The sequence below is a fragment of the Micromonospora sp. S4605 genome, from assembly GCF_003176715.1.
Taxonomy (GTDB): domain Bacteria; phylum Actinomycetota; class Actinomycetes; order Mycobacteriales; family Micromonosporaceae; genus Micromonospora; species Micromonospora echinaurantiaca.
Genome location: NZ_QGSW01000413.1, coordinates 16,027 through 29,194 on the forward strand (window position 1 = coordinate 16,027; position 13,168 = coordinate 29,194).

General features: G+C 70.5%; 11 protein-coding genes and 1 pseudogene. 6 read left to right on the plus strand and 6 right to left on the minus strand.

Features of this window, described 5'->3' with window-relative positions; all coding sequences use genetic code 11:
* Positions 1 to 212 precede the first annotated feature (212 nt).
* A complete protein-coding gene (locus DLJ47_RS32665; protein WP_109905859.1) occupies positions 213 to 1,013 on the plus strand; it encodes a glycerophosphodiester phosphodiesterase in 801 nt (266 codons plus the stop codon).
* A 62-nt stretch (positions 1,014 to 1,075) separates the two neighbouring features.
* On the opposite strand, the gene DLJ47_RS32670 is transcribed toward DLJ47_RS32665, so the two are convergent.
* The 4 genes from DLJ47_RS32670 to DLJ47_RS32685 form a co-directional block, all read right to left on the minus strand.
* Complete coding sequence (locus tag DLJ47_RS32670; RefSeq protein WP_109905861.1) at positions 1,076 to 2,485, minus strand: ABC transporter substrate-binding protein; 1,410 nt, start codon at positions 2,483 to 2,485, stop codon at positions 1,076 to 1,078.
* A gap of 19 nt (positions 2,486 to 2,504) precedes the next feature.
* On the minus strand, positions 2,505 to 3,335 hold the full coding sequence (locus tag DLJ47_RS32675; protein WP_109905863.1) for a carbohydrate ABC transporter permease: 831 nt from the start codon (positions 3,333 to 3,335) through the stop codon (positions 2,505 to 2,507).
* Positions 3,332 to 4,294, minus strand: a complete 963-nt coding sequence (locus DLJ47_RS32680; RefSeq protein ID WP_199236092.1) for a carbohydrate ABC transporter permease — start codon at positions 4,292 to 4,294, stop codon at positions 3,332 to 3,334. Before DLJ47_RS32680 ends, DLJ47_RS32675 begins: the two co-directional genes overlap by 4 nt.
* A gap of 173 nt (positions 4,295 to 4,467) precedes the next feature.
* Positions 4,468 to 4,869 (minus strand): hypothetical protein, encoded by a 402-nt coding sequence (locus DLJ47_RS32685; protein ID WP_109905867.1) that lies wholly within the window; start codon positions 4,867 to 4,869, stop codon positions 4,468 to 4,470.
* A gap of 357 nt (positions 4,870 to 5,226) precedes the next feature.
* Between DLJ47_RS32685 and DLJ47_RS32690 the strand changes: the two genes are divergently transcribed.
* Positions 5,227 to 6,573 carry an SWIM zinc finger family protein gene (locus DLJ47_RS32690; RefSeq protein ID WP_146228257.1) on the plus strand — a complete coding sequence of 449 codons (1,347 nt, stop codon included), beginning with the start codon at positions 5,227 to 5,229 and terminating at the stop codon, positions 6,571 to 6,573.
* Positions 6,570 to 9,251: a DUF6493 family protein gene (locus DLJ47_RS32695; protein WP_146228258.1), complete on the plus strand. Its 2,682-nt coding sequence runs from the start codon at positions 6,570 to 6,572 to the stop codon at positions 9,249 to 9,251. The genes DLJ47_RS32690 and DLJ47_RS32695 overlap by 4 nt, the downstream gene beginning before the upstream one ends.
* 103 nt (positions 9,252 to 9,354) lie before the next feature.
* Here the strand turns inward: DLJ47_RS32695 and DLJ47_RS38000 are convergent.
* Positions 9,355 to 9,435 (minus strand): annotated as a pseudogene (locus tag DLJ47_RS38000) (IS21-like element helper ATPase IstB); the annotation flags it as partial.
* Between the two features lie 37 nt (positions 9,436 to 9,472).
* Here DLJ47_RS38000 and DLJ47_RS32705 point away from each other — a divergent pair.
* Positions 9,473 to 10,192: a DinB family protein gene (locus DLJ47_RS32705; protein WP_199236093.1), complete on the plus strand. Its 720-nt coding sequence runs from the start codon at positions 9,473 to 9,475 to the stop codon at positions 10,190 to 10,192.
* A 561-nt stretch (positions 10,193 to 10,753) separates the two neighbouring features.
* Positions 10,754 to 11,317 carry a hypothetical protein gene (locus DLJ47_RS35525; RefSeq protein WP_146228259.1) on the plus strand — a complete coding sequence of 188 codons (564 nt, stop codon included), beginning with the start codon at positions 10,754 to 10,756 and terminating at the stop codon, positions 11,315 to 11,317.
* A gap of 161 nt (positions 11,318 to 11,478) precedes the next feature.
* Here the strand turns inward: DLJ47_RS35525 and DLJ47_RS32720 are convergent, their stop codons facing one another.
* A complete protein-coding gene (locus DLJ47_RS32720) occupies positions 11,479 to 12,267 on the minus strand; it encodes an alpha/beta fold hydrolase (protein WP_158289923.1) in 789 nt (262 codons plus the stop codon).
* Positions 12,268 to 12,347: 80 nt separating this feature from the next.
* Between DLJ47_RS32720 and DLJ47_RS32725 the strand changes: the two genes are divergently transcribed.
* A complete protein-coding gene (locus tag DLJ47_RS32725) occupies positions 12,348 to 12,953 on the plus strand; it encodes a TetR/AcrR family transcriptional regulator (RefSeq protein WP_109905879.1) in 606 nt (201 codons plus the stop codon).
* Positions 12,954 to 13,168: the final 215 nt, after the last annotated feature.

Below are 13,168 nucleotides of genomic sequence, written 5' to 3' on the forward strand. Positions count from 1 at the left end.
GCCCTCCCCCGCTCCCATCCCCGCCGAGCCGTGCTCATCATCGCGACGGACGGGACGGGCTGCTGTTGCACGGCGCGGGCGGCGACGCCGCACGGCCCGTCGCCGACGGGTGGTCCCCCGCCCGCTTCTGAGTGATCATTACTCCTGCCGCCCGCACAGCCACCACCGGTACCGGCGGCGGCCACCGTCGCCCCTTTTTTCGGAGTTCCTGAATGAGTACGAGTCCGTCATCGAGGCGGGGCGCCGCGACGTACGCGCACCGGGGATCGTCCGGCATGGCGCCGGAGAACACCGCTGCCGCCTTTGAGCTCGCGATCGCCGAGGGCGCCGACTACATCGAAACCGACGTGCAGCTCAGCGCCGACGGGGAGCCGGTGATCATCCACGATGTGACGCTCGCCCGCACCACCGACGCACGGCTGGCATTTCCGGACCGTGCACCCTGGAACGTGCACGACTTCACCGTGGCCGAGCTGAAGAAGCTCGACGCCGGGGCGTGGTACGACGGCGATTTCGCCGGCCAGCACATCCTCACGCTCGACGAGGTGCTCGACCTGCTCGGGGGCCGGGTCGGCCTGAACCTTGAGCTGAAGTCACCCGCGGTGAATCCCGGGCTGGCGCAGGCGGTCGTCGCCCGGCTGCGTGGGCGGCGCGACTGGGTCGCACCGGATGGCCGGGGGCAGCCGCTGATCGTCGGGTCCTTCGACGAGCAGGCCCTGCGGGACTTCCACACCCAGCTGCCCGATGTCCCGGTCTCGCTGATCACCTACGACGTGCCGGCGGGCGGGAAGCTGACGGGCCTCGCCGGGTGGATCTTCTCGGTCAACCCGGACATTCACCGGCTGCGGCCCGAGGAGGCGGCCCGCGTCATCGAGGCGGGCATGGCCCTGGTGCCGTGGACGGTCAACTCGCCGGAGTTGTGGCGGTGGGCCCTGGACCTCGGCGTCGACGGCATGATCACCAACTACCCGTACGCCCTGAAGACGATGCTGCACGACCACCTCGACGGATAGGGGCCGGCTCCGTCGGAGCCGGCCCCTCGTCCCGAGGTGTCCCCTCGGCGGTGACGCTGTGGTCAGCTGACCGACTTGTTGTAACTGTCGATCGCGGCCTGCACGCTCGCCGCGGCGTCCTTCATGGCCTGGTCGGCCGGCTTGCTGCCGACGATCGCCGCCTCCAGGCCGTCCTCCGAGGCCTTGCGCGCCTGCGGCATCACGCCGAGCAGGCAACCGGCCGACGCGACCGACGGCGGCAGCGCGTGCAGCTGGTCCACGGCGGTCTTGAACTGGGGGTACTGCGCCACCCAGTCCTTGTCGATCTGCTCGTCGAGCGCCTTGGCGTTGACCGGCACGTACCCGGTGCCGGTGTGCCACTTGGCCTGCTGGGCCGGGGTCAGGGCGAACTTCACGAACTCCCAGGCGGCCCGCTTCTCCTTGTCGCTGTGCCCGACGCCGTTGATCCACAGCGAGGCCCCGCCGATGATCGGCCCGCCCGTCGAGGAGCTGCTCGCCTTCGGGTACGGCGCGGTGAGCACCGTGAACTTACCCTTGGCCGCCTCGATGTAGCCGCGCATGGCGCCCGTGGACTCCAGGTGCATCGCCACCGTGCCGGCCTTGAAGGCGGCCTGGGCGTCGTCGGTCTTGCGGCCGGTGTTCGTCGCGTAGCCGCCCTTCACCAGGTCCGCCCACCACTGTGCGACGCGCACGCCGGTCTCCTGGTCGAACTGCACCTTCGTGGCGAGGCCCTTGCGGCCGTTGCCGTTGTCGCAGTACTCCTTGCCGTCCGTCGCGATCAGCTGCTCCACCAGCCAGCCGTAGATGGCGGCGCCGAAGCCGTACTGGACGGTCTTGCCGCCGGCGTCCTTGACGGTCAGCTTCTTCGCCATCTCCCCGATCTCGTCGAGGTTCTGCGGCGGCTTCGTCGGGTCAAGGCCGGCCCGGACGAAGGCCTCCTTGTTCAGGTACAGCAGCGGGGTGGACGTGTTGAACGGCATGGACTGGAGCTTGCCGTCGATCGAGTAGTAGTTGGCGATGTTCGGTTCGATGTCGCCCGCGTTGAACTTGTCCTTGTCGATGAACTTGTGCATCGGCACGGTCTGCTTGGAGTCGACCATGAAGCGGGAGCCGATGTCGTAGATCTGCACCAGCGCCGGAGTGCTCTTCTGCTGCACCGAGGCCTTGTACTTGGCGATGGTCTCGTCGTAGTTGCCCTGGTAAATGGGCTTGACCTCGACCTTGCCACCGCTCTGGGCGTTGAAGTCGGCGACCAGCTTGTCGATCGCCTCGGCGTTGGCGCCCTTCATCCCGTGCCAGAACTCGATGGTGGTCTTGTCGGTGGCCTTCTCGAGCACCTCCGCGCCGGGCGCCTCGAGCGCGTCCTTGCCGGAATCGGTGCCGGACCCGGAACCACCGCACGCGGTCAGCGCGGCGGCGGCTACCAGGGCGACGAAAGCCGTCATTGCCCGGCGGGGCTTGGGTTTTCTCACGGGTTCTCCTCTTGACGAATTAACGCAGCGCGCCGGCGGTGAGGCCACGGACGATGTAGCGCTGACCGAAGAGCACGACGGCCAGCGTGGGAAGCAGGGACAGCGCGACGCCGGCGAGAACGAGGCCCGGTTGCGCCGCCTCGGCGTCGTTGAGCTGAGAGATGCCGATCTGCAGTGTCTGGTACTCGGAGTCGCGGATCAGGATCAGCGGCCAGAAGTACTGGTTCCACGCCGAGAGGAAGACATAGACCCCGACCGCCGCGATCGAGGGCTTGGACAGGGGCACGATGACCCGCCACAACAGGCGCCAGTGGCCGCACCCGTCGATCACCGCGGCGTCCCGCAGCTCGGTCGGGAACTGAAGGAAGGCCTGGCGCAGCAGGAACGTGCCGAACGCCGAGGCGAGGAAGGGCAGCACGAGACCGAGGTAGGCCAACCCGCCCCGCGCCAACCCCCAGCCGGAGATGGCCAGGTAGTTGGGGATGATGATCGCTTCCCACGGCACCATGAGAGTCGCCAGGAACAGACCGAATGTCGCGGCCTTCGCCGGCAGACGGAGGAAGGCGAAGGCGTACGCGGCCAGGATGCTGGTGACGATCTGGGCCACCGTGATGGCCCCGGCCTGCACCGCCGAGTTGACGTAGAAGCGGCCGAGCGGCACCGAGCGGAAGACGTCGGTGATGTTCTGCCAGTAAAGCTCGTGCGGCACCAGCGCGGGCGGGTAGGTCGCCAGGTCACCGGGGCCCATCACGGCGCCGACGAAGCCGTAGTAGATGGGAAACAGGACCGGGATCAGGGCCAGGCCGAGCACGACGTATACGGCGGCCTGGCCGAAACCGAACTTCTTCATCGATAGTGGACCCGCCGCTCGAGGATGCCGAACTGGACAGCCGTACAGCCGAGCATGACGATCAGCAGCACGACGGCCTGGGCGCTGGCTGATCCGAAGTCGGAGGACCCGAAGGCGAACGCCTTCTCGTAGATGGAGTAGACCAGGGTCGTCGTGGCCTGGTCGGGGCCGCCCTTGGTCAGGATGTGGATCTGTCCGAAGCTCTGCAACGCGTGGATCGTGGACACCACGACCAGGAAGAACAGCTGCGGGGAGAGCAGCGGCACGGTGATCCGGGACGCCAGCCGCCAGCCGGTCGCACCGTCCAGCCGCGCGGCCTCGACCACCTCGGGTGAGATCGCCGCGACGCCGGCGGAGAGCACGAGGACGTTGTAACCGAAGTTCATCCACACCGTCGCGGCGCAGACGGCGGGCAGCGCGATCGACGGATCGGTGAGCCAGTTGACCCGGTCGATCCCGAAGGATCCGAGCACCCCGTTCGCCACGCCGATCGCGGGGTTGTAGATGACGGCGAAGACGACCGACGCGGTCGCGACCGAGAACGCGAACGGCAGCGCGAACGCGGTGCGCAGCACCCGTACGCCGCGGATGCGTGCCTCCAGCAGCAGCACCACGAACAGCGCGCCCAGGACGGCCGGCACGACGGAGAACAGCGTGAACAGGCCCGTGGTGGCCAGCACCCTGCCGAACTCGGCGGACAGCATCTCCCGGTAGTGCTCCGCGCCGACGTACACCGACGGCGCGCCGAAGAGGTCGTTACCGTGCACGGACAGGTACAGCGTCCGCCCCAGCGGCCAGAACACGAACAGCGCGAAGACCACGACCGACGGCAGCAACAGCAGCCACCCGAGCCCGGATTCGAAGCGCGCCGGCTTCCCTCGCCGGGCGGTCGAGCGGGGGGAATCCGAGGTCGGCGCCTGGTCATCCGGTGGGGCGGTGACGGTGGGAGGGGGATGCACGGGCAGCACAGTACCAACGGCATCGACCGAAAGAAATCCTTCCATGCAGCACCCGGAGCTGGAATTTCTTTCCAGGACTGGTGCTCTTCCCCACCCGTGGCCAGTGCGTCGTCACCCTCCGGTGTGGTCACGAGTCTCGAGCGGCAGGGAAGCCTTGCTCGGCGGACGCGACGTCAGCGACCTCGACGGCGCGCCGTGAGGGGTACGAGGACGAGGCCGGCAACGCCAAGTGCCGCGGCTCCGACAGCCCACCACCAGAAGAATTTCGAAAAGACTGAGGCGATCACCAGCCCCACGCCGATACCGGCCAGCAGGCCGAGCCCAAACAGGGCCCGTGGCGGCAGCGCGAGGTACGGCAGCCGCCGTACCACGAGCACTTCCAGCCAGGTGCCGCCCACCGCCAGCAGTGCCGCGCCGGTTGCGTCCACGGCGGACAGTCCGTGACCGTCGCTGATCGGCACGAGGACCGAGCCCTCGTGACCGGCGGGGACGAAGAGGGTGAGCACGCCGGCGACGATGAGCAACGCGGCGACCGCTACCTGGGTGCGTGGCGCGCCGCCGCCCTGGTGAGACATCGCTTCAGTTTCGGTTATCCGCCACCGGCTTGACAGGAGCCGAATCGCCGAATCTTGCGGGCCGGCGGCGGTGGGCCACCGGTCCCGCCTTCCTCGCCCGACCCGGCACCCTCCCGCCGGCACCGCGTCAGAAGCGATTGCACCAAAGTGCTCCAGCCCGGGGCGGTGGGTCGAACCGGAGCGACGTGGAAGCCGAGGAAATGTCGTACGGCTCGGGTTAGCTGCCGCGTACCGCTCGCCGTCCGGAGCCGGGGCAGCGTCGATGCGTTGTGGACGGGTGCGGAGGACAGCGCGGCGTGCGCGGCGCGTGGCACCATTCCCGGACGCCGCGCGGCGGGGCCCAGGAAGGATCGAGCATTGAGTGCGAGCCCGTCCGTGGTGGACACCAGGATCTACCGGCACGCGTCGGGCGTGGTCGGCGACACCGTGGCCCTTGCCACGTCGGCGCCGGACCGGGTCGACGAGCAGACCTTCTTCGCCGGTTTCGTGCGTACGCCCCGGGTGGTGGCCGGCGGGCTGCTGGCACTGGCCGACATCGCAGCCGCCGACTTCCGGCCGGTCCGTAGTCCGGGCGGACGCGATCCGGTGGTCACCGGCGACGGCGAACGGCTGCGGTTCGAGGCGCTGTCGACCTGCGGCGGCGTGTACGGGCGCCTGGACCTGGCCGCCGACGAACTGGACGGCGCTCCGGTCGGTCAGGGCGTGACCAACGTGGACATCAACCCCGGGTTGTACACCGCGCTGACCCGCGTCGGGGCCGGGGACCCGGTGCGACTGGCGGTCGGCGAGGACGAGCTGGCCATGTCGACGCTCGACGGGCGCGTCGTCGAGAAGCGGGTGCCCCTGCCGCAACGGTGGCTGCGCGGGCTGGCCGAGGTGTCGGCGCACGCGCTGCCGATGGACCCGCGGCTGGAGCTCCGCCCGGGACGCGCGGTCGCGCTGCTGGCCGAGGTGTCGGCGCGCACCGGCCGGCGGACGCGGTGGTTGTTGCCGGCCGCGACCGGGTGGCGCTCCACGAGCCGGCCGGTTCGCGGTGCGGTCTGCGTGGCGGACGGATACCGCCTGTCGGTGCTGCGTCCGCTGCTTCCCCTCGCGCGCACCGTCACCCTCTACGCCCCGCCGGTCAGCGGCGCGCCGACCCAGGTGAGCGGCTGGGTGCTCGACTTCGGCACGGCCCGGTTCACGCTGCTGCTGTCGACCGCCGTGCAGCACGGCTTCGCCGGGGACGGTCAGCTGCTGGCCGACCTCGGCGCCGGGTCCGCCGCCGACACCGACGCCGACGCGTTGAGCGCCCTGCTGGTCACCGACCCGGTCGTCGACCGGTCGTCGGTCGCCGAGCGGATGGGCTGGGACGGTGGACGGGCCACCGCCGCCCTCGCCGCGCTCGCCACGGCAGGCCAGGTGGGCTACGACATCGCGGCGTCGTCGTCGTTCCACCGGCCGCTGCCCTACCGGGCCGATGTCGTGGCCGCGCTGCATCCGCGGCTGGCGGCGGCGCGAGCGCTGGGGGCGGCGGGCGGGGTGGTGCCGACGGCCGCGGGCGTGGAGGTGACCTCCGGTGGTTCGACCTATCTCGTGCACCGGCGCGGCGCCGGGTACGCCTGCACCTGCGCCTGGTGGGCCGAGCACCAGGGCGTGCGCGGGCCGTGCAAGCACGTCGTGGCAGCGATGATCAGCGAGGAGAACGGGGGTGACCTGCGGTGAGTGACGTATGGCGCGAGGTGTGCGCGCGGGTCGACGCGGCCGACTTCGACGCGCTCGGGGAGACGCTCGCGGGTCTGGACGTCGGCGGGCGCGCCGGCCTGCTGCCGGCGCTGGAGGCGCACACGCCGACCCGTGCCGAGCCGAAGCCGGTCGTGCTGCCCCCGCCCGAGCCGGAGCCGGAGCCGGAGTTGCCCACGTCCGGCACGTTCGGTTTCGTATTCATGACCGCTCCCGCAGAGGAGATTCCCCGCGACCTCGCCGGGATCCGGGCGCTGATGGCCCGCCAGCGGTCGCAGCGGCAGGAACGCCAGCGCAGCTTCGAGCAGCAGCGACTGGAGTGGCAGGCCACGCACGAGGCCAGACAGCTCAACGAGCGCCGCCACGCGGTCCTCGCCATGGCCGTGCTCGCCTGCGCTCCCACCGTCGCTGACGCGGTGAAGCGGTTGTACCGGCCGTGGTCCGCAGGCCCGTCGCTGCGGGTGTCACCCGAGATGGTGCCCGGCCTGCTCCGGGCGCGCGGCGCCGACTGGGGTGCGAGCCTGGCCCGGCACCTGCTGCGCCGGTCCGGCTCGCGGATCCGGGGGGCCGCTCACTGGCCGTTCACCGAGGCGCTCATGCGGGCCGTGGGTGCCGGGCCGCCGGACACGCCCGCGGCCGTGGCGCAGTACGTGGGGATGCGGCGGGGCAACCCGTCGCTGGCCGCTGCCCTGGCCGCCGACCCGTGGCTCGACCACGTAGTGCCGTACCTCTTCGACGACGACCGGGTGGCCGCCGCCTTCGCAACCGGCGTCGCGAGCCGGGACTGGCCGCCGGCCCTGCTCGAGCTGGCCGCCAGCGGCCGGATCGACCGGCGGGTGCTCATCGCGGGGTGCCTGCGCCGGTTGCGGGCCGGCGGTCGGAAGGGGCTGCTCCAGCCGTACCTCGATCTGCTCAAGCAACTGGCACCGACCCTCGACGAGTTGGCCGGGCACCGGCAGGAGCTGATCGGCCTGCTGACCGCACCGATGTCGACGGTCGCGAACCTCGCGTACACCGGGCTGCGCGACCTGCACCGGGTGTCCGCGCTGGATCCGGCGGCCCTGCTGGAGATCACCCGGAGCATGCTGTCCCGCCAGGAGAAGACGCTGGTGCGGGCACATCTGAAGTGGCTACGGACGCTGCCGGTCGAGCCGCTGCTGGACGGGCTGGTGGTCGGGCTGTTCCATCCGGTGCCCGAACTCGCCGACGCCACCCTCGACCTGATCGAGCGAGGGCTGCCGGCGCTGTCGGAGGAGTCCCGGAACCGGCTGCGCGACGAGCTGCCGGCGCTCGACGGCGCGGTCGCGCACCGGCTGGCCGGGCTGCTCGGCGCCGCACCGCCCGCTCCCGCCGCCGTTGCCCCGCGCGTCGCGGAGCCGCCGGCGCAGATGCCACCGCCGCTGGACCTCGGCGCGCTCGCCGGCGAGTTGGCGATCGTGTTCCGCAAGGGCAACGACGATCCCGTCCGGTACGAGCTGCTGCTCGACGGGCTGGTGCGGGCGGCGCGAGGCGACCGCGCCGCTGCCGAGCGGGTGCTGAGGCCGATGGTCCCGCAGTGGACCGGACCGTGGCCGGCCGTGGTCGCCGCCGCCACCGGCAACTACGTGTCGGCTGAGACGCCGCACCGGTGGGCGGAGCCGCATCCGGTGACCCGCTTCCTGGAACGCCGGGTCACCGAACTCGCCGAACGGCTACTCAAGGAGCCGCCGCCGGCGCTGTTGGCCACGCCGGCCACCGTCGCCGGACACGTCGATCCCGCTCGGGTGCTCACCCTGCTCCGCAAGGCCGAGGACGACGGCTGGCAGCCGGGCCACGCCGACCTGACACAGGCCATCCTGCGGCTGCCGCGCGAGGTGGACGAGGTCGTCCACGCCGGCGCGCGGCGTCTGACCTCCCCCGCCGGGCGCCGATTCGCCGCGGCGCTGACCACCCGGATCGAGCCGCGCACCTGGGTGGAGGAGGTCGGCCACCAGCCGTACCGGACCGGCCGGCGGATCGCGATGCTGGACCCGACCGGCCTGCCGGCCGAACTCGCCGAGCCACTCGACGCGGTCCAGCGGACCAACCACAGCGGGTGGACCGGCGACCTGCCGCTGTGGCCGATGATCACGCCGTCGCACCGGGAGGTCATGGCCGCGCACCTCCAGCCGTTCGTGGCCGCGGCGGTGGAGCGGGGCACCATCCCCACCGGGATCCTCAGCGGTCTCGCCACCGCCGACGGCCCACCCGGCCCGGCGATGTGGTCGACCATGGCGTACGCGCTCGCCAACCATCGGCAACCCGTACGGCTGGCGGCCGGCGACGCCCTCATCACCCTCGCCGCCCGACCGGACTGGGACAGCTCCGGCATCGGGTCAGAGATCGGCGCCCTCGCCGCCACCGGTCGGATCGTGCTGCAGCGGGTCGTCCCGCCGCTGACCGAGGTGCTCAGGGCCGGTGCCCGCGAGGCGGTCTGGCAGGTGACGTCGGCGGCGGTGCCGGCGCTGCTGCCCGCCGGAGCCCGGCCGGGCCTGGCCGACCTGGTCACCCTCGCTGCCGACGCCGCACCCCGCGACCGTCCGGTCGACCTGCCGGGCCTGGCCGCGCTCGCCGCCGATCCCCGGCGAAACCGCCTCACCGAGGCCGCCCGACGGTTCACCGCCCGCACCGCCGGCACCTGATTCGCGCCGCACCGGCTTCGACACACCGCCCTGATCCCGGCGCGGAGCGGATGAGCTGGTACCTCACCGGGCGCGGGTGTCTGGTGGAGGACACCGACGGGTCCCGCGGATCGGTGAAGGTCTTGGTCCATCCGGAGAAGGATTCGTTGCAGGCGATCGCGACGCTGTTGCGATCTTCGCGCTCGGCAGCCTTGTCGGTGCTCGGACCTAGTATGCGGAGCATGAGGCGGTACATCGACGAGGATCTGCACGGTGCGGAGTTCCGCGAATGCGATCTGACCGGGGCACGCCTGATCGGCGTCGTCATGCAGGATGCCGTGATCGACGGACTCATCACCAACCTCGTGGTAAACGGTGTCGAGGTCACCGAGTACGTCGAGGCAGAGCTCGACCGGCGCCATCCGGTGCGGGTGCTGATCCGCTCCCAGGACCCTGCCGATCTACGCGAGGCAGCGCGTCAGCTCCATGCCGGCTGGGCCGCCACGATCGAGCGAATCCGCCGTACGCCCGGCATCGAGCGCCGCAGCGTGAACGACGAGTGGTCGGCGGCGCAGACGATGCGCCACCTGGTCTTCGTCCACGACTCGTGGTTCCGCCGCTGCTGCCTGGGCTCGACGGAGCCGTTCACGCCGATGGGCATCGGGCCGACCGTCGAGCCCTACCGTGGAGCGCACGGGCTTGACCTCTCGCTCGATCCGACCCTCGACGAGATCGTGAGCGTGCGTGACGCACAGGCCGCCGAGCTCGAGGCCTGGCTCGACGAGGTCACCGTTGTGCAGCTCGCAGCGCCAGCGCCGGTGCCCGACGACGATGTCTGGCCGCCGTACGCCCGGGGCCGCTCGGTGCGGCAGTGCCTCGGCACGGTGCTCAACGAGACCTTCGAGCACCACGGCTTCTGCGTCCGCGACCTCGACCTGATTGAGGCACAGGACGCTGAGTAGGGCCGGCTACGGACTCAGCATCGTGCGGATGCGGGCATCGCTGACCGTCTGCGCGGCGTCGAGGTGCTGGGCCCCGAGCTGGGCGCGGTGCTTCTCGAGTATCCGGCGGGCTTGACCTAGGTGCCGGCCGGGCGGGCGGCCATCGAGAGCGCGGCGAGCTTGTGCAGGTTGCGCCGCCTGGAGGTCGGCGATGCGGTCCATCAGTGCGCGATCGGCGGCGATGGTCGTGTCCAGCTCGGCGCCGCTCGACGACGCCCTGAGGCAGACCGGGTAGCGCTCCTGTCAAGCCTCCAGGTGGGACCACATCACACCGACACAACATTCGGCGCCCCGACCGATGGGGCCGAATCAAACCGCCAGGTGGGGCCAAGTCAAGCCGCTGAAGTCAACCATCCCCACCGACACAGGCAGAACCGCTCATCAAGCCGATCTTGCGGAGATCACCTCACCATCACACCATACGAGTCAGCCCGCCCGAGCATTTCAAGCTCAAGATTTCCGCAAGTTGCCTTTGGCATCGTCATACCTCGAAGTGTTTCTGCCAGACTCGGTCGCACGAGGATGCCGATCCAGCAGGCCGACAGTGGCGAGTGGACGGTTCCGAGGGTGCGCAATAATCTGCTGTTTCGGCCCGTGCTGCCGGAACGAAATCTCAGGAAGGGAGAGACTGTGACACGTCTCCGCTCGGTGGCCTGCTCGGCCCTGTTGGGAACCACGCTGGCGGTGGCTTCCACGACGGTGTTCGCACCTCCGGCGTCAGCCGGGTCGCTGTACTGGAAGAACGGAACCAACGTCTCGAAGTCAACGGTGTGGTCAGGAGCGACCGCCAGCAACATGCAGTGCTACTTCCCATCGGGATACAACGCGACCATGTGTATCCGGTTCGACCGGCGGGCCATCTACGTACGGAACGACAAGGCCAACGGCTATTTCAAGCTGGGGCAGTGGACCGGGGGCGGCAACACGTACATCTGCCAGAACAACCGCACGAAGACCTCGGGCGACGGCAGTTGGGTGGCCTGCCAATGGAACTGGCCGAAGAAGAACTGCTACACCAAGCGGACCGGATACGGGCAGCACGAATGGTACGTGATCAGCCCCGCCAGCGGCGTCAAGTGCTATTAATTCCATAGGAAGGGCACGCCTTGGCCCGCGCCGGAGCGCATCGCCGGCGACACTCCCCTGCTGGGGGCAGGAGCGTGTCGTCGGCGGTGCTCGCGACCGCGGCCGCGTACCCCATGCTTGCCTAGTACGGCCTGGATCCTCTGGATTCCATCGACCCCGGTTCACCGAACGCGTTCGTGTACTGCGCGCAGGTGTGCCGCGAGAGCGGCGGGTGCCTCGACATGTGCGAGGTGACTGAGCCCCTCCATCCAGGTCACGTGCGCCTGCGGCATGGCGGAGACGAACCGGTCGAGGGCTTCGGCGTAGGGAGCGCCGGTGGCCGCGCTGAGTGTGCCGGCGAGGATGTCGACGGGGATCCGCAGCGCCCGGTAGCGCTCGTAGTGGGGCGTGAACGCGTTCAGAGCGATGTGCTCGGCGGGCAGGGCCTGCGCCAGGAGTCGCAGGTGAGCCCAGACCGGGGACCGGCGCAGTGAACGGACACGGTCGTGGTCGTAGCCAGCGATCTCGATGTTGACGATCTCGACCAGCCGGTCGAGGTCGGCCTCCCGAGCGGCGTCGCGGACGGCCGAGGTGATGTGCTCGGCGAAGGGGCGCGAGACGGGCTCGTAGAGCACGAGCGACCGGACGTCCTCCCGCCGGGTGGCGGTTTCCGCGGCGATGAGCCCGCCGTAGCTCCAGCCGAGGAGATCCTTGGGGCCGGGGATCGCGTCGAGCACGGCGTGCAGATCGGCGATCTCCATCTCGACGCTGTACCTCTCGCCCTGCGGGCTGCTCGGCGCGCGCCCCCGGCGATTGACCACCACCGAGGGGCGGCCAGGGAGTGCCTGCACGAAGGCGCTCCAGTCCTGTGCGTCGCTCATGACGCCCGGGACGACGACCAGGGTTCCGTGCGGTGACGCCTCCCCGAGGACCGCGACCTGCCCGCCGTCCACCGTCGCGCTCCATGTCACGACAGTCACCCCTTCCGTAGTGATCGTTCCAGTAATGGGGACTGTAACAGGTTCTGGAACGGTCGCTCTAGAATGAGGCGGTGACTCCGCCCCTTGGCCGCCCGCGTGGGTTCGACCGCGACACCGCGCTGGAGGAGGCCACCCGGCTGTTCTGGACTCAGGGCTACGACGGGACATCGCTCGCGGAACTCACCGAGGCCATGGGGATCTCGCCGTCGAGCCTGTACGCCGCCTTCGGCAGCAAGCGGGAGCTGTTCGAGGAGGCGGTGATGACCTACGCGCGCCGCTACCGCGAGATCTACGTCTCGGCGATCGCCGAGGAGCAGACCGCGCGGGCCGCGGTGGAGCGGATACTGCGCAGGTCCGCCGAGACCTTCACCGCCGAAGACGAACCGGCCGGCTGCCTGACGACCAGCGCCGCGATGATCGGCGGACGGGACACCATCGACGTGCGCCAGACGGTCGCCAGGCTCCAACAGGCCGACGCCGACGCGCTGCGCGAGCGGATCGAGCAGGCGGTCCGGGCGGGTGAGCTGCCCCGGTCGACGTCCGTCGCGGCCCTGACCGCGTACGTCCAGTGCATTTGGCACGGCCTCTCGGCCATGTCGAACGCCGGCGCCCCACGCGCGCAACTGCTCGACGTCGTTGACGAGGCGATGCGGGCCTGGCCGCCCGGCCCGCGCTGACCTGGGACGCGTCCTGCACGGGCAGCAAGGAGCCCCGGCGGCGATCAACCGGTGCCTCCTGGTGCCCCGCGCGTCCCGACGTCACGTACCCGGGTTCGACGTAATTCGGCGGGCCTGGAGGTCCTGCGAGGCGGAATGCGCTGGTCGGCGGGTCGCGAGAGGCAGAGAAGGCCAGAAGTCCCTAGAGACGCGATCTCCTGGACTAACGCGTGCCA

What these genes read in the sequence shown, in the direction of transcription:
- DLJ47_RS32665 (WP_109905859.1), top strand. Translation starts at nt 213, where the DNA reads ATGAGTACGAGTCCGTCATCGAGGCGGGGCGCCGCGACGTACGCGCAC.
- DLJ47_RS32675 (WP_109905863.1), bottom strand. Translation starts at nt 3,335, where the DNA reads ATGAAGAAGTTCGGTTTCGGCCAGGCCGCCGTATACGTCGTGCTCGGC.
- DLJ47_RS32685 (WP_109905867.1), bottom strand. Translation starts at nt 4,869, where the DNA reads ATGTCTCACCAGGGCGGCGGCGCGCCACGCACCCAGGTAGCGGTCGCC.
- DLJ47_RS32705 (WP_199236093.1), top strand. Translation starts at nt 9,473, where the DNA reads ATGAGGCGGTACATCGACGAGGATCTGCACGGTGCGGAGTTCCGCGAA.
- DLJ47_RS35525 (WP_146228259.1), top strand. Translation starts at nt 10,754, where the DNA reads ATGCCGATCCAGCAGGCCGACAGTGGCGAGTGGACGGTTCCGAGGGTG.